This window comes from Candidatus Nesciobacter abundans, assembly GCF_008189525.1.
Taxonomy (GTDB): Bacteria; Pseudomonadota; Alphaproteobacteria; order CAJXXZ01; family 1604HC; genus Nesciobacter; species Nesciobacter abundans.
On the sequence record NZ_CP043314.1, the window covers coordinates 448,163 to 467,059 of the forward strand.

Annotated in this window: 14 protein-coding genes and 3 tRNA genes; 4 read left to right on the forward strand and 13 right to left on the reverse strand. The window is 30.1% G+C overall.

Annotated features, from left to right (window positions below; translation table 11 throughout):
* Positions 1-31: 31 nt before the first annotated feature.
* The 4 genes from FZC36_RS01990 to FZC36_RS02005 all read right to left on the reverse strand — a co-directional run bounded on the left by FZC36_RS01990 (position 32) and on the right by FZC36_RS02005 (position 4,376).
* Complete coding sequence (locus FZC36_RS01990) at positions 32-1,249, reverse strand: LysM peptidoglycan-binding domain-containing protein (protein ID WP_148972315.1); 1,218 nt, start codon at positions 1,247-1,249, stop codon at positions 32-34.
* A 144-nt stretch (positions 1,250-1,393) separates the two neighbouring features.
* Positions 1,394-2,620 (reverse strand): serine--tRNA ligase, encoded by a 1,227-nt coding sequence (serS, locus tag FZC36_RS01995; protein ID WP_148972316.1) that lies wholly within the window; start codon positions 2,618-2,620, stop codon positions 1,394-1,396.
* A gap of 144 nt (positions 2,621-2,764) precedes the next feature.
* Positions 2,765-3,508 carry a response regulator transcription factor gene (locus FZC36_RS02000; RefSeq protein ID WP_148972317.1) on the reverse strand — a complete coding sequence of 248 codons (744 nt, stop codon included), beginning with the start codon at positions 3,506-3,508 and terminating at the stop codon, positions 2,765-2,767.
* 274 nt (positions 3,509-3,782) lie between these two features.
* Complete coding sequence (locus FZC36_RS02005) at positions 3,783-4,376, reverse strand: DNA-3-methyladenine glycosylase I (RefSeq protein ID WP_222912607.1); 594 nt, start codon at positions 4,374-4,376, stop codon at positions 3,783-3,785.
* A gap of 100 nt (positions 4,377-4,476) precedes the next feature.
* Here FZC36_RS02005 and FZC36_RS02010 point away from each other — a divergent pair.
* The 3 genes from FZC36_RS02010 to FZC36_RS02020 all read left to right on the forward strand — a co-directional run bounded on the left by FZC36_RS02010 (position 4,477) and on the right by FZC36_RS02020 (position 5,482).
* Positions 4,477-4,553 (forward strand) — tRNA-Met (locus tag FZC36_RS02010).
* Between the two features lie 6 nt (positions 4,554-4,559).
* A tRNA-Thr gene (locus tag FZC36_RS02015) sits at positions 4,560-4,634 on the forward strand.
* Positions 4,635-4,828: 194 nt separating this feature from the next.
* Positions 4,829-5,482: a MarC family protein gene (locus FZC36_RS02020; protein WP_148972318.1), complete on the forward strand. Its 654-nt coding sequence runs from the start codon at positions 4,829-4,831 to the stop codon at positions 5,480-5,482.
* Positions 5,483-6,108: 626 nt separating this feature from the next.
* On the opposite strand, the gene FZC36_RS02025 is transcribed toward FZC36_RS02020, so the two are convergent.
* The 8 genes from FZC36_RS02025 to rpmH all read right to left on the reverse strand — a co-directional run bounded on the left by FZC36_RS02025 (position 6,109) and on the right by rpmH (position 16,846).
* A complete protein-coding gene (locus FZC36_RS02025; protein ID WP_148972319.1) occupies positions 6,109-7,371 on the reverse strand; it encodes a M23 family metallopeptidase in 1,263 nt (420 codons plus the stop codon).
* Between the two features lie 13 nt (positions 7,372-7,384).
* The gene (locus FZC36_RS02030) at positions 7,385-7,963 is read right to left on the reverse strand and encodes a ribosome-recycling factor (RefSeq protein WP_148972320.1); all 579 of its coding nucleotides are present in this window, start codon (positions 7,961-7,963) and stop codon (positions 7,385-7,387) included.
* Positions 7,963-8,688 carry an amino acid kinase family protein gene (locus FZC36_RS02035; RefSeq protein WP_148972321.1) on the reverse strand — a complete coding sequence of 242 codons (726 nt, stop codon included), beginning with the start codon at positions 8,686-8,688 and terminating at the stop codon, positions 7,963-7,965. Before FZC36_RS02035 ends, FZC36_RS02030 begins: the two co-directional genes overlap by 1 nt.
* Before the next feature lie 206 nt (positions 8,689-8,894).
* On the reverse strand, positions 8,895-9,719 hold the full coding sequence (tsf, locus tag FZC36_RS02040; protein WP_148972322.1) for a translation elongation factor Ts: 825 nt from the start codon (positions 9,717-9,719) through the stop codon (positions 8,895-8,897).
* Between the two features lie 3 nt (positions 9,720-9,722).
* A complete protein-coding gene (gene rpsB, locus FZC36_RS02045) occupies positions 9,723-10,823 on the reverse strand; it encodes a 30S ribosomal protein S2 (RefSeq protein ID WP_148972323.1) in 1,101 nt (366 codons plus the stop codon).
* A 364-nt stretch (positions 10,824-11,187) separates the two neighbouring features.
* Entirely contained in the window at positions 11,188-15,603 is a 4,416-nt protein-coding gene (locus tag FZC36_RS02050) for a hypothetical protein (RefSeq protein ID WP_148972324.1), read from the reverse strand.
* Between the two features lie 242 nt (positions 15,604-15,845).
* The gene (gene rnpA, locus FZC36_RS02055) at positions 15,846-16,367 is read right to left on the reverse strand and encodes a ribonuclease P protein component (RefSeq protein WP_187440090.1); all 522 of its coding nucleotides are present in this window, start codon (positions 16,365-16,367) and stop codon (positions 15,846-15,848) included.
* Positions 16,368-16,711: 344 nt separating this feature from the next.
* Positions 16,712-16,846 carry a 50S ribosomal protein L34 gene (gene rpmH / locus FZC36_RS02060; RefSeq protein WP_148972326.1) on the reverse strand — a complete coding sequence of 45 codons (135 nt, stop codon included), beginning with the start codon at positions 16,844-16,846 and terminating at the stop codon, positions 16,712-16,714.
* Positions 16,847-16,938: 92 nt separating this feature from the next.
* Between rpmH and FZC36_RS02065 the strand changes: the two genes are divergently transcribed.
* Positions 16,939-17,032 (forward strand) — tRNA-Ser (locus FZC36_RS02065).
* Positions 17,033-17,430: 398 nt separating this feature from the next.
* Here FZC36_RS02065 and FZC36_RS02070 read toward each other — a convergent pair.
* Positions 17,431-18,888: an NAD(P)-binding domain-containing protein gene (locus FZC36_RS02070; RefSeq protein WP_148972327.1), complete on the reverse strand. Its 1,458-nt coding sequence runs from the start codon at positions 18,886-18,888 to the stop codon at positions 17,431-17,433.
* Positions 18,889-18,897: the final 9 nt, after the last annotated feature.

Below are 18,897 nucleotides of genomic sequence, written 5' to 3' on the forward strand. Positions count from 1 at the left end.
TAGCACATTACTTGTAAGAATAATAAATAAATTAAGCAAATATCACAGATGGGTTTATATATTGCTTTCCATCCCAAACTCTATAGAAAAATTTCCTTTTAGATGAACCTATCACAGATCCTTTTTCTAGAATTTCACCTTTCCTTACAAATACACTCTCTAATCCACTATACATTATCAAGTACTTCTGATCACTTCCTCTATTCTCTTCAATAAATATAGTACTACCAGAATTATATCCAGAAACACCCTTCTGATTGTTATCTTTTTCAGATTTAGATATAAATTTAATTACTCCTGATATTGATGATACAACATCCCCAGATCCTAAGATGTACACACCTTCCCTAACATTTCCATGCTTTGTAGAAAATGGAGCACTAGAATCTATATTTCCATTTTTCATAGGAAACACAATTTTAGGAGCACTTTTCTTTTTCTCAACGATTTTGCTTTTTACTTTTTGTGGAATAAAATTCTTAAACTCTTCTGATATTTCCTTGTCTAATTCTGATTCGCTTACTAAATCATTAACAGAATCTATGTTGAGCCTTGCCTCTATCTTGTTTTTCTTATTATCATTTTTCGGAGTCTTTAACTTCTGTACACTCTCTTTAGAATCTTCACTTGCCTTTAAATCACTATCTCTTTCTACCAAAGTAGTAGACTTTGACTTACTTTTTTTCTCATCTAATAAGCCTAAATCTGATTTATTTATATTTTGTGATTCATTCTCCAATATATTATTATTATTTTTATCTTTATGACTTTTCAGTGATTCTTCAGTAACATTCAACTTGCCATTCAAATCTGTACTTTGCATATCAAGAGCTTTAGACCCTTCACTTTCTTTGCTAGAATCATTAGACTCTTTTCCATCCAATTCACTGGTTTTGCTTGAATTAAATTTATTTTTCTTATTAACAGAATCAGAATTTTTGTCACTTAAACTTAAATCATTTTCATCAGAGCTTTTAGGCGTATATCTTAGGACCTGTCCTTCTTGTATATATTCATTATCTATACCATTTAAATCCACCAAAACTTTTTTAGAAACATTTAACTTTTCAGATACTTCTTCTATAGTTTCATTTTCCTTTACTATATATATCCTTCTGACTTTCTCACTTTCATTACATGAGCACAAGAAAATAGACAATAAAAACACTGATAAAGACCTGATTCTTAATGTTCTACTCTTTAACATTTTTATATTACATATATCGTTTTTTGCACTCTTATTACTCATAAATCCCTTACTTATACCTTAAATTCTACTATATCTTACTTATTCTTTAAATTTAGAATATGTTTAGTAGCTTTCAATACACCTTTACTGTATTTGTTTTGTTTATATGACTCATTATACCCATAAAATCATGTATTAAATAACTCATATATGAAGCAATTTATCTAAAATGTAATTTGATATTTCAATCGCATTACCTTTTTCCTGATACTGCTCCAATAATGCTGCTAATATTCTACCAACTGCAATTGAAGAGCAGTTTAAAGTATGTACAAACTTCTTATCTTTTGTTTCTTTATCTATATATTTACATTTCATTCTCATGCTTTGAAATGTTTTACAGTTAGAGCAACTAGATACTTCTCTGTACTTCTTTGCTCCTGCAAACCAAACCTCTATGTCATACTGCTTTGAAGCAGTGAAACCTATATCTCCAGCACAAATTGCAACCAATCTATAAGACAAACCAAGCTTCTGTAGAATTTTTTCCACATTTGCTATCATTTCATTTTGAATTTGATCTGAATTTTTTTCTGTACAAAAAGCAACTATTTCAGCTTTATGAAATTGATGCAATCTTATCATTCCTTTTGTATCTTTTCCTGCAGAACCTGCTTCTTTCCTGAAACAAGGAGTTAATGAAGTAACTTTGTATGGCAATTCGTTCTCCAGAAAAAACTTACCTTCTCCTAAATTAACTAAAGGAACTTCACCAGTTGGAATAAGAAATTTATCATCACATCTAAATAAATCATCTCTAAATTTTGGAAGTTGTCCAGAATTAAATAGCGCTTTTTCTAAAACTAAGTAAGGCAATGAAAATTCTTTGTATCCATTCTTAACATTGAAATCCATCATCCAGTTTGCAAGTTTTCTTTCTAATGTAGCCAATTTATCACTAGAAACAACAAATCTAGATCCCGACATATTTGCTTCATGCCAACTTAAACTACCCGAAAGTATTTCATCATGAGTTTTCTGAAGCTCTATTTTATCACCAAACCCCCTGATAGTTATATTATCACTCTCTGAATCTCCCTCTGGAACCTCTGAATCTAAGACATTAGGTACAGTTAACAAAGCTTCATCTAAGCTTTTCTTAAACTCTTTTTCTATTTGCTCAGACTCTTTTATATTAAGTTTGATATTTTTTATATTTTCTTTTGCTTGCTCTTTTTGTAAATCAACTTTCCCTTGAAATTCTGCAGATTCTTGTTTTAGATTCTGTCTCATGGATTGTATCTTAGAAACTTCTGTCTTCCATTTTTCATACAAAGAAATAAGTTCAGAAGATTTATGGCTTTCTCTTCTTAAAAGCATATTTCTGTCAAATTCTTTTGGGTTTTCTTTTATCCATTTTATATCCAGCATCAAGAAATTTTAAACCAATTCCAAACTTTATACAATTTTACAAAATTATTTACTATTTATATTGATTATATTACTTGTGCTTTGTTTGTGTTTTGTCGGATAGAATACTTAAGAATGAATTGAAATCATATTTGTTTAATAAGCTTAAACTACTACTTGCTTATTTGCTTTTTCACTTTCATCAGAAGATTTAACTGCTGGTTCCACAGATAATTTATAACCCCTACCCCATACAGTTTTAATTGTCGGAATATTATCTAAATAATCTTTTGAAAATTCACTAATTTTAGATCTAAGCTTACAAATAAACACATCTATTATCTTTTTTGTAGGCTCATCACATCCAGAGTCATACAAATGACTTAGAAAGACGTCTTTAGTTAATATAGAATCTTTCCTGACTGCTAATAACTCTAATATTAAGTATTCCTTGTTTGTTAATCTAATCTCTTGATCATTTACAAAAACCATTTTCTTGGTTGTATCCAAAACAAGCTGCCCTAAATCTACTAAAGATGAAGATTGTCCATTGGACCTTCTTACCATAGCATTAACCCTAGCCAAAAGTTCATCTTTATCAAAAGGTTTGGTTATATAGTCATCAGCTCCGGCATTAAATCCCTTAAGCTTATCACCTACCTCTTTCATAAAAGAAACCATTGCAACAGGCGTGGAAACCTTACACTTCCTAAGTCTGTTTAACAAATCGTATCCAGACATATCAGGCATAACCACGTCCATTATTATTGCGTCATATTCAAAAATCCTAGCGTACTTTAAACCTTCGAAAGCAGAATCTACATGCTCACAAACCATATTATGAGATTGAAGAAATGAGATAATGCTAGATGCAACTGAAGAGTCATCCTCTATTATAAGAATTTTCATGTTTTTCTTTTCACTTTCATATAAGACATTTACAGAAAATATTAAATAAATGATTAACCTGGTTTAAAATAAACGTTAATTTCTGTTCTGTAAGAAATATAATCACCTCTAAGAAGAGATTTTATAAATCACAAAACAACAATCAATCTAATTAAATAGTTAAAAATTCCATAATTTTTATGTCTATTGTTTAATAAGAACAAAACCTAACTCAAAAACAAATTAAAGAAACGATTAGTTAATTAAAAAATTAATTAGTTAAGAATTAATTAATTCAACTCTTTTCTGCATCATTCTGCATTTTTATTACCTGGTCATATCTGAAACATTTAGTTAAATGATCATTAACCATACCTATAGATTGCATATAAGCATATATTATTCTAGGCCCTACAAATGTCATTCCACGTTTTTTCAAATCTTTAGACAGCAAATCACCTTCTTCAGAAACACTAGGAACCTCACTATACTCCTTCCAAGCATTGTTTATAGGCTTATTATTTACGAATCCCCATATATAATTAGAAAAGGATTTATATTCTTCTACTATCTTTAAAAAGGCAATCGCATTTTTTCTGGCTGAAAATATTTTAAGCCTATTTCTAACTATTCCTTTGTTTTCCATATTTTTCTCAAGCTCTTCATCTGACATTTCAGAAACTTTAATTGGATCAAAAAAGTGAAAAGCTTCTCTGTAAGCATCTCTTTTCATCAATATAATTTCCCAGCTCAAACCTGCATGAGCCCCTTCTAATATCAACATTTCAAACAAAACTTGGTCATCATATATAGGTTTTCCCCACTCCACATCATGATAATCTCCAAAAACTTTATTTTTATTTCCAAAACATCTAAACATAAAGATCATTCTACTTTTTTAGAAATATATTTTCAAATAAAATAAAATCTTAAGAAAATTGAGAAATAATCTTGATATAAATAATTAAAAAGTGCAGAATTAGAATATTGGCGGAGTAGCTCAGTTGGTTAGAGCAGCGGGATCATAATCCGCGTGTCGGGGGTTCGAGTCCCTTCTTCGCTACCACTTTAAGCCGCTGTAGCTCAGTGGTAGAGCACTCCCTTGGTAAGGGAGAGGTCAAGAGTCCGATTCTCTTTAGCGGCACCAGTTTTTTTATTGAATAATTTCTATTTAGACTTTTTAGAAACAAATTCATAGCTTAATGTAAATTTAATACGAACTACTCTGTTTTTAGAGTAAAAACCAAAAAAAAATTTACGAACGTTCAGAAAATAAGTTTTCAAAAATCTAAGTCCAACCCTGCAATTACTAAAATAGAAATGATGTGGTAGAATGACTCAATGTACAGTTTATTCAAACTATTAGCAGATAATACTCTGGAAATATTTTTCATATTAAATTCTATTATGAATGCTTTTTTCATAGTTTCTCTTACTGCGGAAAATTCTTATCTAGAAAGAAAAAAAATAATACAAAAAGCTATCATAGTGGTTACTTTTTCTATCTTTGCATTCATTTTTATAGGAAACTTTATGCTTGAATCCTTAGGAGTAGTTTTCTATGCAATGCAAATCACAGGTGGTATTTTAGTTTGCCCATCGGCATATGATATGATTTCAGGAAAAGCATCAGAAGATATCGGAACAGATAGCTCAGACGTATCATTATACCCAATAGGAGTTCCAATAATAGCTGGACCAGGCGCATTTACAACTTCTTTGAATTTGTTCAAAGAAGCAACTTTATTCCATGAGAAATTAATAACGATAATTGCTATATTTTTAGGAATATTTTTGACTTATTTAGTATTAGTATTTGGTGCAAAAATAGGAAACAAAATAAAAAAGATGCACATGAGAATACTAAGTGTGTTTTTTGGAACAATATTAATGGCTTTAGGTGTACAATTCTTTATCAATGGAGCAAGAGGGTTTGCAAATGAATACATCAATACAAAACCACGCACATTAACTTATAAACAAAATAATTCCTGAAACTTGAAATCCCCCCTCACATACTTTGTGAACAATACTTAAACTTTCTCTCTTGAGATATAATTTTTACTTAACACATTGCATAAATGGATCATATTTTAATGGATTTTGCATAGTTAGAATTTAAAAAAATATAAAACAACTAAGGCAAGTTTTCAGATTAAGAAAATAATATTAAATCATTCTTAACAGATAAATTAACCTATAAATTAACCTTTAAAGCACTTTAATAAAACAAAAACTATTAAAAAACCATGAATAAAAATTAAAAATACCTTAACTATAAGCAGTAATATCTAATCAGATTTGATACTAATTTCTAAGATTTATGCTTAACCTTTTCTGTTGATTGTTGTCTATTTTTAACTAACTAAATTTCACTCTACAAGAATTTCAGAAACTCATTAACATATCAAATCATTACTTCATATATATATTAGTTAACACAATAAGCTTGATTATTACTTATCACAGCAATGCTCTGGAGCTGATTAATACTTATAAAGACTGTTGTTAGCTAACTGTATGCCTGCTTAATCTCACATTCACAAATACTTTTGAATCTGCTTATTTACTTCAAAACCTAATTTAAAAATAAGTCAAAATGCATAAATATATAATTTGTATTATTTTTTAAATTTTGATTTACAAAATCTAAATTCATTTCTTAGCTTTTTCAAAACATCAGAATTTAAACTTTTGTAGAAAACCTTCAGAGAACTAGGGTTTACGAACTTATTATCAATTTTCAAACCAAAATGCAAATGAGGCGCTGTAGCAACTCCTGTATCTCCAACACACCCTATATTTTGACCAGAAGCAATTTTTTGATTTTTAGAAACTTTTATGGAATGCAAATGCCCATAAATACTTATGATTTTACCTTTATTAGTAAAATGAATAATTTCAACCATATTTCCATACCCAGAATTAGAGAAAACAACTTTATTTACCACTCCTTCTGCAGTAGCTCTGATAGGCGTTCCTTTTTTAGATGCATAATCTATACCTTGATGAAATCTGAGAATCTTAAAAACTGGATGTAATCTCATTCCATAAGGAGATGAAACACGTCCATCTACAGGTCTTATAAAATTAATAGGCTCATTATGAGCACATTCTTTTATAGGGTTGTATAACTTGTCTGAACCTGAAACTCTCATCAAACACGAAGCATATCCACCATTACTATCTTTTATTCCAATAAACTTAATAACAGGCATACATCCTTTCCTGCTAGATGTATCGTAGGATATATTTATTACTTTATTTTTCAAATTTAATTTTCCAAAATTCCTAACGATCTCAGAAACCATAGGATCTGGAAAATGTTTAGAAAGATTTTCTGCTGGAAAGTTGCCAGACCTTATAGAAATAAATTGCTTTTTTGATTCTTGCTTCCATTTTGAAGTTATTATGTTATTTTCATTTTTAATCAAAACTTCATAACCAGAGTGCTTTAATGTACATTCCTTAAAGACCATTTTATCTTTATGATCTTCAAGTTTTGTAGAAATTGTAGCATTCCTAATCCACTCACCAGGAATCATAGATTTTATTTCTGGAATAATTTTATGTAAATCCATCAAAGGCACTCCATGTTTAGACAAAGCTATACCAACACCTTCATAATCTATTTTTCCATTTTTACAAAAAATCTCTCCTAAATCTTCCTTTTTAAGAAGTGGATCTGGAGAAATATCTTCTTTAATAAAATAAACGAAAAACATAGATCCAAATAAAAATATGCTTAATCTAAATAAAGAAAAAAATCTAGAAAAAGATATAAAGCTTATTGATAAAAATCTTCTAATTACACTCAGCTTAATCAAACTACTAACCCAGAAATTCATTTCTTCAAATAAAAATCTAAAAAAAATCGGAATCATATTAACTTAACAATCACTTCTTGTTGCCAAGTATTTCTTTTTCCTTTTCAGAAAGAATACTATCTATATTTTTTGAAAACTTATCCAAGATAGCATCTATTTTCTTTTGATATTTCTTAGAAGCATCTTCAGATATTTCTTTGTTTTTCTTCATGCCTTTGACTTTATCCATAAAAGATTTTCTAACATTCCTCAACGAAATCTTAAAATCGTCACAAGTAGATTTAGCAGTCTTTACAAGCCTAACTTTGTCTTCTGTAGTTAAAGAAGGAACTTTCAAAAACATACTATTCCCAGCAGTAGCTGGATTTAAACCTAACTTACTATCCATTATAGATCTTTCGACATCTTTAACATCTGTGGAATTACGCACTTCTATCAGGATAGTTCTAGAATCTTTTAATGATAAGTTAGCCAAAGCATTTATTGGAAGAAATCCATTTTTGGTCTTTATCTTCACATTTTGTAACATTTTAGGAGAAACAACATCAGTTCTTAGACCAGATACGTAATCTTGCAGTTTTTTTATAACAGTAGAACATTCTAAATTCATTTGTTCTTCTATGTTTTCAATAGAATTTAAGTCTTGCATCACGATACAATTGTACCCACAAAATTCTCTTTTTTCAAATCTGAAGAGATAATTTTTTGTAATTCAGAAATAGAGGACATAACCAACTTCAGAGAATTCTCTTTTGCTATAGCAATTGCAGACTTATCAAATGCCCCGAATTCTATAGCTTCATCATAAGAAATACTCTTTATTAGTTGAGCATCCTTATCAAACTTTGGATCCTTATCAAAAACCCCACCTGAAGAAGAAATTTTACAAGCCCAATTGCAACCTAGTTCTAATGCTCTGATAACCATTGCAGTATCAGTGCTTATGTTACCACACCAACCTAATCCACCGGCTAAAATAGAATAACTTTTTTCATTTTCATCAATTATTTTTAATGGATCATAAGGTCTGATTATATCTTCCTTACAAATAGGCGAATAAACAACAGATTTTGCCTTAAACATACTAGATAAATCCAACGCATTTATAACAGTGCTCAATACACCTATTCTATCGTTGAAAACCTTTTCTACACCTTTATAATCTCTACCTCTTCTAATATTTCCACCACCAACCATAAAAACCAGCTTTCCTAGTGGAATATTGTCTATAAATTCTTTTAATTCTTCTCTAGGAGCTTGTGTGTTGTTTTTTGACAAACCATAACCTTCATGCTGGTTAGTAAAATAAAGTCCTGAGATTTTGACCAATCCTACACCTTGTTTTAAAAAATCTGCACTAAAATTTCTACTCATAAACCACCTTTAAACAATCAAATAACATGACTTAAATAAGTAACGCTAATTATAAACACTACAAAATCACAAGTATTTTCATTACAAGAAACACCATATGATCAACAAACAATCAGAAAGAATATAAATTATTAAAATCTATAAAATTAAAAAGTTAAAGTTAACAAAAAAAAAATCTAACAAATTTATTTACTAGTTCTATAAAATTAATCTTTTATAGAAATTTTCTTAAATTCTAAAATTTCATTACTGGATTGAAGCGCATACTGTCTTACAGTTAATTTTGTATCCTTTACATAAACTTGATCCATAAGAACAGATGGTCTAAGCTTCTTTTCCAGCTTTCCTTGTAGAATTTTGCTCTTATCTTCTTCAGATTTGTCTAGGCTAGCAACAGAATCTTTTAGAATTTCCAGCTCTCTATCTTTTTCTTCAGAAGGAATGTCAGAAAATTCTAAATACTGAGCTCCCATACCAACTATATTAAGAGCTATATTATTTCCGAATTCAGAATCTTCTTTTGAAACTCTAACTAAAGTAGCTATTCTACCTACATTTTCAGCATATTTATTGTGTGCATATCCATAAACATAAGAATTATCCTTTTTATCAAACTTAATCACTTCACCAAGCTTGATATTTTCTCCTAAAGAAGATGATTGTTGCATAAGATAATCACTAACTGAAACAGAGTCTATTTTTATATCTTCTAATTCTTTATCCAAAAGTTCTGTTGCCAAAAACTTAGCTATTGAATAAAACTTTTCGTTCTTAGCTACGAAATCTGTTTCACATTGTAATGAAAGCAAAACACCAGCATTATCCTTAATCTCAAAAGCAGCCACACCTTCAGAAGCTTCTCTCCCTGCTCTTTTTGCATAAGAAGCAATTCCTTTCTTCTTAAGCCAATCTATCGCCTTTTCTTCATCTTGACTGGATTCCATAAGAGCTTTTTTACAATCACCCATAGGAGCAAAAGTTCTACCTCTAACAGATTTAATTTTTTCTAATAAACTTTTCTCTTCACTCATATATTACTCTCCTTTACTATCAGAATCTTTAGATTTAGACTCTACCTTATCTACTTTTATAGAACTTACAGAATCATCGCTTAATTTTTTTTCATCAATCTTTGAATCATTAGAAGGAATATTTTTCTTTTCTACAGAAATCTTTGAATCAAATTCAGGCTCAGTTTTCTTTGCAACAAACTTTGTTTCAAAAGCATCTCTTCTTTCTCTAGGTCTAAAAGATTCTTTTCTGTAATCTCTATTAAATTCTCTAGGATTTCTTCTTTTCTTACTTTCGACTTCTTTGCTTTTCTCAGAAATTTTAATTTGTTCATCATGTATACCTAACAAACAAGCAGAGGCACACAAAGAGCTGAAAAATTCTATTGATTTCATCGCATCATCATTTCCTGGAACAGGGTAATCTATAGAAGCAGGGTCAGCATCCGTATCCATAAGAGCAACAACAGGAATTCTTAACTTAATAGCCTCTCTAATTGCAATATTTTCTTCCTTCCATGAAGTTACAACTATTGCATTAGGTAAACCGTGCATATCTTTTATACCAGAAAACATTCTTTTTAAGTTAAAAAGCTTTTTGTTTATTTTTGATTGCTCATGCTTTTTATATTTTTTGAAAAAACCTTCTTCTATTTTTTTCTCTAAATCTTTCATTCCTTGAATTGAAACTGAAACTGTATTCCAGTTTGTCATCAAACCACCGGGCCATCTGTGGTTCATGTAAAATTGACCACAATCTTCTGCAGCTTTCTTAACAACTTCTTTTGATTGATATTTAGTCCCAACAAAAAGAACTCTTCCACCATTACATGTAATTTTTCTCAAAAAAGATAAAGCATCCTTAAACAAAGGAACTGTTTTGGATATATCTATCACATGCATGTTTCCTACTGTACCGAAAACATAAGAATCCATTTTAGGATTTAGTTTTTTTGTATTGTGTCCAAAATGAAATGCATGATCCTTCAAATCAAATACATTAAATTTAATTATTTCCTCTATATTTTTACTTGATTCAGCTTCTTCAGATTCAGAATCCTTTGATTCAGTTTCCTTCTCTACTTCTTTCTCAGAATCTAAATTCTCTTGCTTTTGAATATCCATACTACTCCTTCTGTTTTAGTTGGGCTAGGAATGTATCATGTACATGTCCACAGAAAGTTTCTCGCCACTAACGTATAAAATATCTCAATAAAACAAGAAAAAATCAATATCAGAATGTGATTTAGGTCAATTTAGAGTTACAAAAAATACATTTTTAGAAATACGTAAATTTTAAAATAAACAGTTTTTAGAAATTCTTAGAAAATGATTTCTTGTAATAGAAATTGTAATATAAAATATAAAATAAATTTTAGATCTTATATATAAAATAAATTAAGCTATCTAGAAAAGATCTAGAAACTTAATTAGCTGAAGGAAATTAAACTAGTGAAAGTTTAAATTATAAAAAAAAGATTCTTAATAATTAAGAAGGGTTGTTTTGAGCAATAAAGTGCTCATCATTAATCTCTCTGTTCACTGTATTGAAAATTATCTCAATCTTTTTAAACGCATCTAATGCATTATTAGACTCTGCTCCAGAAGGAAGGTTTGAATATGATGCAAATTTTTCAAATCTTTCTGTTTCTTTTAGTGAGCTCAAGTTCCTCAAAGAAACATTGCCATCTGCATTCTTAGCAACATTCAAGTAGTATTTGAATGTTTTTTGTGATTCATCTTTGTATTCAACTCTCTCAAGTGAAATCTCACTGTCATCATTGCTTAGATGAATCTGTGCTTGACCTTCTCCAAACGCACGTTTCAAAACTGTTTTGAAGTTTGCTTCATTAAACATAGCACCATCTATAATAATTATTCCATCTCTGTTCTTTTTTAAGTATGTAGCACAAACACTCTGTGGAACATTTATTCTATAGAACTTGTTTTTATCAATATCTCTATTTGCGTTAATATCACCTTTAGAGAACTTTAAGTCATACAAGTTAACATGCAATTCAATTTCTTTCTTGTCTCCATTAGTTACAGCTCTTGCAAAAGCATTTGTAGTCAAATCCATATCTTGATATTTAGCATGTGTTTGTCTTACAACTGCATGAAGTTTCTGATCACCTGTCCACTTTGGATCATAAATAGGCTTCAATTCAGTTAGATTGTTATCACTACTATCTTCATCATATCTTTCAAATAAATCAGAATCCTTAACCAAATTATCACTTGATTCTAGCTCATCAATGCTTGTTAAGTAATCTGTGGTTTTGATTAAAATTGAATCATTGTTTTTTTCTGAATGTGTTATTCCTTTCTCTAGATCAACAACCTTAACCATAAATGCTTTTTTAAATGCTGATGATTTAGATGATTTCTCTACAGAATCAAATAATTTTGCTATGTTAACCGTTAATGCATCATCCAAAAGAGTTTTCAATCCTTCCACATCAACTATACTGCTAGTATTACCTGACTCTAAATTATTATTTAAGTAGCTTTCAGCTATAATTTTTATATCAGAACTCAGTTTTGAAAAGCCTTCTACAAAATCACTTAAAACTCCAGAAACCTTTGTAAGATCATTATCATCTGAAGCTGTTCCAATAAGCATTCTATTTGATCCGTGAGCAGCGCCAGGTTTTGTTATTTTAAGAACAAGAGAATCAAATCTGAATAATGATTGAGCTGAGATACCTAAGCCTTCAAATCTTTCATAAGCAATTAAGTAATCTTTAACTCCATCTACTAGGTTGGCAAAGTCTCCGCTACCACCTACATTAACCAGCCTTGCATTTTCATCTCCAAAGAATTCGTTTACATATCTACCAAACACTCTTGCTTCTGGATTTTTTAAAATTGATGACAATGTGGAAATTGAGTTTAACCTATCTTTAATTGCTTCATATGAATCTAACTGATCTTTTACACCATCCTTATCCCAAACATTAAATAGTAATTTATAAACAAGTATTCCCTCTTTATCGTTAGAATTAGACTCCAATAAAGGCAAAAAGCGATTTTCTATATTTAAAATAACACCTGGTTCAGATCCATTTACCCCTAGTGCTTTCAAAGGAGCAAATAATGTTTTGGATATTTCAAAACTTAATTCGCTCTTAGATCCATCTGGGAATGTATTAGAGATGATTTTACTAGCCTGTTCTAAAATTTCAATCAAAGAATAGAATGAGAAAAGATTATCACCACCCAAACTATCTACATTGTGTGATTTCTCTACACTGTAAATCCTATCAAATAAGTCAAATGATTCTGATAAAGTATCGTTCAAAGCATTCATTCCAAGTTTAATTGTATTACTATCTTTGCTGTTCTTTATTATATTTTCAGTAATTGCATTTAACCTACCAACAAAAGCATCCTTTGCATTCTGTTCTGAAAAGTAGGATGAATTTATCTTCTCATTTAAGTAAGACTTAAACACAGCTTCTAGTAGCTCTGTGTTATACCCTGATGATAAAATTTCACCTACAGTGGAGCTTTCTCTATCTTTTAGCAACATTTCTAAAACAGCATCCACAGTATTATCTAAGTCCTCTGCTTGGCCTAATTTATATTCTTGAGTGATTTCGTGAATCTTTTTCCCATATTCTACTGCTAAATCATAAACTGTATTCATATCAGTAAGTTTAAAACCAATTGCTTTATCTTTATTTTCCAACTCTATTTTTTCTAAATCTGCTTTCAAAAGATCTACGACCTTAGGGTTTTCTGCATATAGTTGTGCAATTTTTTCAAAAATTTCTAAACTTAAGTCACTTTTTTCCATTATACTATGGAACAATGCAGATCTAAATGAATCTTTTAGTGCTTCATCAGATCCACTATTAACAGTGTTGTAAATTCGTTTGTTATTGTTATTGTTAATTATATCTCCAATAAAATCGACTTTACTACCAATTTCTTCCAAAGATTTACCTTGATCTGTTACAGACAAAATATGTACTAACAATTCATCTCTTCTTGCATCATTTCCACTAAGTCCTAAGTAATCTACAATTTCAGATTCCAAGTTTTCTAACTTTGTAAATACTTCACTAAAAGCTTTGTAATTTGATACATTTATATCCAAATCATTAAACAATACATTGTTTTGTTCATCTTTTACATCACTTAATTTTGTACCTTCAAATTCTAAATCTGAATAATATGCTTTAACTATCTCTGCTTCAGCTGCTGCAAACTTTTCTAAAAACACGCCTCTAGATTTAGCTATTGCACCAGAAACCCTGCCATCTAAAGTAGCTAAATCAGATGATTTATCATGTAAAACTACACGAATAGGATAAACTACTGCATTCACATCATACGAGCTAAGTTTAATTCCCTTATAAGATAGCATATCACTATATGTTTTCCCTATTTCTTCAATGAAATGTGTAGCTTCTTTTAGTGCAAGTGATATTGAAACATATTCTTTTGCTGACACATCAGAATCGCTGTACAAATACTCAAATTTACCTAACACAGAGTTTGTTCCATCAGCATTTTTATAGCTATTGTTTAGTTCTTTAATCAATGAAATTAATGAATTTGATTCCAATCCTTTTGTTACGTAATTACCAATAAAAACCTGAACATCTGATTCTGTGTCAAGTCTTACATCCAAAAGTTCTGTTTTGAAACTTTCGAAAGTTCTATCTGAATCAGCTAAAAATAAAAAGTTATGCAAGTTTTGTGAATAAAGTTTGTCTGCTGCTTTGTTTATAAACCCAGAACTAAATAGATCTGCAAAAAAACTTTGATAAGATTCTGTTGAAAAATTACGACTCTCAAATGCTCTTAAACATAACTCAGTTACTTCAATAACTCTTTTTGAAATAGTTTCTTTACCATCTGCTGTGTTCTTTGAGTCCATTTTTTCCTTACGTAGTACATTCATTTTATCAACGAACCATCTAACAGCATTAATCATTTCTTGAGCTTCTTTTACAGACTTAGCTTTATCAGCTTTTGAGTCAGAATAGAAAAATGCATCATTTATAGCTCTTTTAATTCTATAAGGCTCATAACTCTGTAGATTTTGATCTCCAATTTTAAAAGATAAGGATCCTTCAGGCAAATCTAGCTCCTGCACTACTTTATTTCTTATTTCGTCATAGCTGTCATGAATACTAACGTCAGAATACCCAAATCTCTGTGCAAAGCCTGGAGCTGCATCAGCAGAGAACCTTAATAGCTTTTCATCAGCTATTGAGATGTCTATGTTTAAATTAGTCAAATCAAACTCTTCTTTAGTTGATGCTTCTAATAAGTCCATTGAGTAAGTTGAGTTCAAGAACATTATCACATCACTAACCTTCTTCTCTGAATCTGTACTTACAGCAAAAAGATCATAAAGACTAAGTGGGTTTTCTCCAACTTGTGCAGTCAAATTTAATCCCCACACTCCATCAGCTTTACTGATATCATATAAACTTTGATTTCCATTAGATTGTCTAGAAACTAATACGAATCTACCATCGTAAGATCCTATTGAACCCATTCCTAGTCCGTACGCAAAGCTATGCAAAGCTATGAATTTATTTCTTAAATCTACAGCCGGTTGATTTTGAGATCCAGTGAAATCTATTGCAGGAATAGTTCCATTTTCAAAAGTTATATTTAAAGCATTAGAAGTAATTTGCCCTTTATCATTAATAAGCTTGTGCTTGTTTTTGAATTCGTATTTAGTTTTTTGATCTAATTTTCCTGCAATACCCCTGACATCACTTTCCAAAATAACTGGATACTTTGTCTTTTTTGAACTGCTTTCTGTGTAGAATAATCCAGTTGAAAGAATATCTATATCCCCAGCAGATATATTAGCTACTGACAGCAGAAGAAGTGCTGACATAAGCTTAGTGTTTGTTTTGTTGTTTTTATACCTAGTCATGAAAGATTATTATCCATAGATTTGTTAAAGTAAAGTTAATTTCTGTTAAATTTATGAAAACATTTCTAGTTTTTTACTGCATATTCATTTATACAAATCTGCAGTATTTGATTGTGCTTTTATATACAAAAAATAAGAAAACCTACTAAATAGTCAATAAGCTCTAAATAAAAACAAACATAACTTTACTCTAAATCTCATTATAATTGAACAATCTCACTATACAAACAAATGTGCTAAATTTATTGATTTACTTTAATAATCTTTCTAGTCAAAAAGAATTTTTCTATTTCTGATTTAATTTCTTGATAAGTACTTTGTACAATTTCTTTTTTAACCAAAAATAAAATTATTTGCTCCGTTTTCTCTAGTTCATTAGAATTAAAAATCTCATCTAAAGCACTTTTAATGCGACGTTTTATTTTATTTCTAGAGTGAGCTTTTCCGATTTTCTTTTTTACAATTATACCTATTTGTACATATTCTTTTATTTGTAGATTAGAGTTTATATTATTAAAATCACAAGGCATTAAACTGTCCAAATTATGATTTCCAAAATCTTTACAAGTATTATCTAAGTTTAAATCTATATTGGAGTCTAACAGAGAATTTCTCTCTAAAACTCCATAACAAGACATATTTTTATCTTCAGCAGAATTACATGAATTATGTTTTAAATTTTGTGTATTAATATTGGGTATATTAGAATTTTTTCTATATCTAATCGAAAATATATCAGTAAAAAATCCTTTGCTCTTTTTCATAGAAAGAAAAGTATGGCTAGATTTGATTATAGAATATTTACGCATTTTCTATTTCGAAAGTAAAACTTAGTAAAATCTATAAAAGTCCAAAATACATCTACGAAACGAAATATATCAAAATATCGATCAAAGATATAAATTTTATAATCTATACAAAATTACGAATATATAATTAAATAAATCACTTTTATTTTACAGGATAGTAAATAATTCGTTCGCAAATAATACAAATTCTTAAAAATTACTTTTAAGTTTTTAACCCTATGCTTAAGTAAAAACTATTCAAGAACTGACTAACAAGAATTTAATCTGTCAATAAATAAGTTCTGAATAAATTTTACAAATTAAGCGCTAAGGACTTTTCTGCCTTTCGCTCTTCTTCTGGAAAGAACCTTTCTACCATTTGCGGTAGCCATTCTTGATCTAAAACCATGTCTTCTTTTTCTAACTAAATTGCTAGGTTGAAATGTACGCTTCATAAGTACAATAATGTAAGTTTTTCACAATTTTGTCAATAAATATAACTAATAACATATTGAAAAGATTATATATAAAATATATCATTCGTTTTGGAGAGGTGGCCGAGTGGCTGAAGGCGCCGGTTTGCTAAACCGTTATACGTTTTTTAAGACGTATCGAGGGTTCGAATCCCTTCCTCTCCGCCATTTCTATAAAAACATAACAACGATAGTTACAATCCAATTCAGGAAGGGAAGCTGCGAATAAAATGAGCAAATAATCCCTTCCTCTCCGCCATTTCTATAAAAACATTACAGCGATAATTACAATCCAATTTAGGAAGGGAAACTGTGAGCATAGTGAACTGTAATCCTTTCCTCTCCGTAGGTTTCCAAAGAAGAATTACAACGATAGTTACAATTTTATATTAAGGAAGGGAAGCTGCGAATGCAATGAACAAGCAATCCCTTCCTCTCCGCCATTTCTGTAGAAACATTACAAAAAAAAATATTACAACTGTAGTTATAATTTAAATTTAGGAAGTGCACTTTTCAAATAAGATAATCAAGCAATCCATTAGTGAAAAAAATCTATTTAGACCACTTTAGCAGCAACTATGATTAGTTTTTGATTCTTCTTTATCTGCTCCACAACAACTGGATCTTTTACTTCTTAAGCTTAGTCTGTAATCTTGATATTCAATTTTATCATGATCATCTAAGTTTTTTTTATCCAAAGCTTTTTCGTAATAAATGTTTTTTGAATTTGAATTGCAAACTCCAGTTTCTGGTAATTTAAGCTGCACTTCCCTTGCTGCTTCATGATTCCCAGCAAGTTCATCAGCTATAGAGCGAACCTGCTCATATCCAGTAAGCATTAAAAAAGTTGGAGCCCTTCCATATGCTTTCATTCCTACTATGAAAAAATTTTTATCAGGATGGGACAGTTCATCTACACCATGTGGCTTTACAGTTCCACATGAGTGTAAATTTGGGTCAATCATCGGAGCAAGAGTTTTTGGAGCTTCTACAATTGTATCCAAGTCTAACCTCAATTCTCTTAACATATCTAGATTAGGCCTAAATCCTGCAGCAACAATTATTCTATCCACTGTTAAAACTATCTTTTTACCATCAAACTCTGACTTTACCTTCAATTCTGGTTCTCTCTTTATAAACTCACCATTGAACCCTGATCTATTTCTAGAATATTTCCTCTCAATTTCTTTTACTTCAAATGGAGCCATAAGATCTAAAGAACCTTCAGATATAGCTTTCTTTGCAGCTTGACCAAGCGCACCTCTTGCAGGAAGTTCATCATTAATACCTCCTCCAAGTAATTTATCCAATTTATTATTACGTAATCCCCAGATCAACTTTGTATCTAAGTTCTTATTTTTCAAACTTAATATATCCAAAACCACATTAATAGCAGAATGACCGCTTCCTAAAACAAGAACCCTTTTTCCTTCATATAAATTTCTATTCTTAAGCAATATATCTGGAATTCCATAGGAAATATACTCTTTGTTTTCTATTTCACCAATCACAGGCAAACCATCTGCACCAATTGGATTAGGGGTTCCCCATGTTCCAGAAGCATCAATTACTCCATTTACTTCTGTAACATAATGAGAGCCATTCTCAGATTTATAGTGTATAGTAAAGGACTTTTCATCACGATTATTAGATGAAGATTTGCTGCTTTTAGATTTAGATACAGCTATAACTTCAGCTCCATATATTATTCTGTTTTTCAGTTCTGGGATTTTTGATGCTGGATATAAGTATTCTTCTACAATTTCATTTCCAGTTGGAATATATTCTTTGTCTGGATGCTTCCAGTCTGTTTTACCCAAAAGATTAACAACTTCTTTGTCCATCACGTATTTCCAAGGTGTAAAAACACGAACATGTCCCCATTCTTTCATAGCATGACCTACGCTAGACCCTTTTTCAAATACAATAGGATTTAATCCTCTTATTTTTAAATGAACTGCTGCAGATATGCCAACAGGACCAGCGCCAATTACAGCTATTGTGTTTTTATTTAAACTTTTCATTATTCCTCC

Bases quoted from the DNA above. Each gene is read 5' to 3' on its own strand.
- rpsB (WP_148972323.1), bottom strand. From the start codon at position 10,823: ATGGATATTCAAAAGCAAGAGAATTTAGATTCTGAGAAAGAAGTAGAG.
- FZC36_RS02070 (WP_148972327.1), bottom strand. From the start codon at position 18,888: ATGAAAAGTTTAAATAAAAACACAATAGCTGTAATTGGCGCTGGTCCT.
- FZC36_RS02005 (WP_222912607.1), bottom strand. From the start codon at position 4,376: ATGATCTTTATGTTTAGATGTTTTGGAAATAAAAATAAAGTTTTTGGA.
- FZC36_RS02035 (WP_148972321.1), bottom strand. From the start codon at position 8,688: ATGAGTAGAAATTTTAGTGCAGATTTTTTAAAACAAGGTGTAGGATTG.
- FZC36_RS02025 (WP_148972319.1), bottom strand. From the start codon at position 7,371: ATGATTCCGATTTTTTTTAGATTTTTATTTGAAGAAATGAATTTCTGG.
- rnpA (WP_187440090.1), bottom strand. From the start codon at position 16,367: ATGAAAAAGAGCAAAGGATTTTTTACTGATATATTTTCGATTAGATAT.
- rpmH (WP_148972326.1), bottom strand. From the start codon at position 16,846: ATGAAGCGTACATTTCAACCTAGCAATTTAGTTAGAAAAAGAAGACAT.
- serS (WP_148972316.1), bottom strand. From the start codon at position 2,620: ATGCTGGATATAAAATGGATAAAAGAAAACCCAAAAGAATTTGACAGA.
- FZC36_RS01990 (WP_148972315.1), bottom strand. From the start codon at position 1,249: ATGAGTAATAAGAGTGCAAAAAACGATATATGTAATATAAAAATGTTA.
- FZC36_RS02050 (WP_148972324.1), bottom strand. From the start codon at position 15,603: ATGACTAGGTATAAAAACAACAAAACAAACACTAAGCTTATGTCAGCA.
- FZC36_RS02000 (WP_148972317.1), bottom strand. From the start codon at position 3,508: ATGAAAATTCTTATAATAGAGGATGACTCTTCAGTTGCATCTAGCATT.
- tsf (WP_148972322.1), bottom strand. From the start codon at position 9,719: ATGAGTGAAGAGAAAAGTTTATTAGAAAAAATTAAATCTGTTAGAGGT.
- FZC36_RS02030 (WP_148972320.1), bottom strand. From the start codon at position 7,963: ATGCAAGACTTAAATTCTATTGAAAACATAGAAGAACAAATGAATTTA.
- FZC36_RS02020 (WP_148972318.1), top strand. From the start codon at position 4,829: ATGTACAGTTTATTCAAACTATTAGCAGATAATACTCTGGAAATATTT.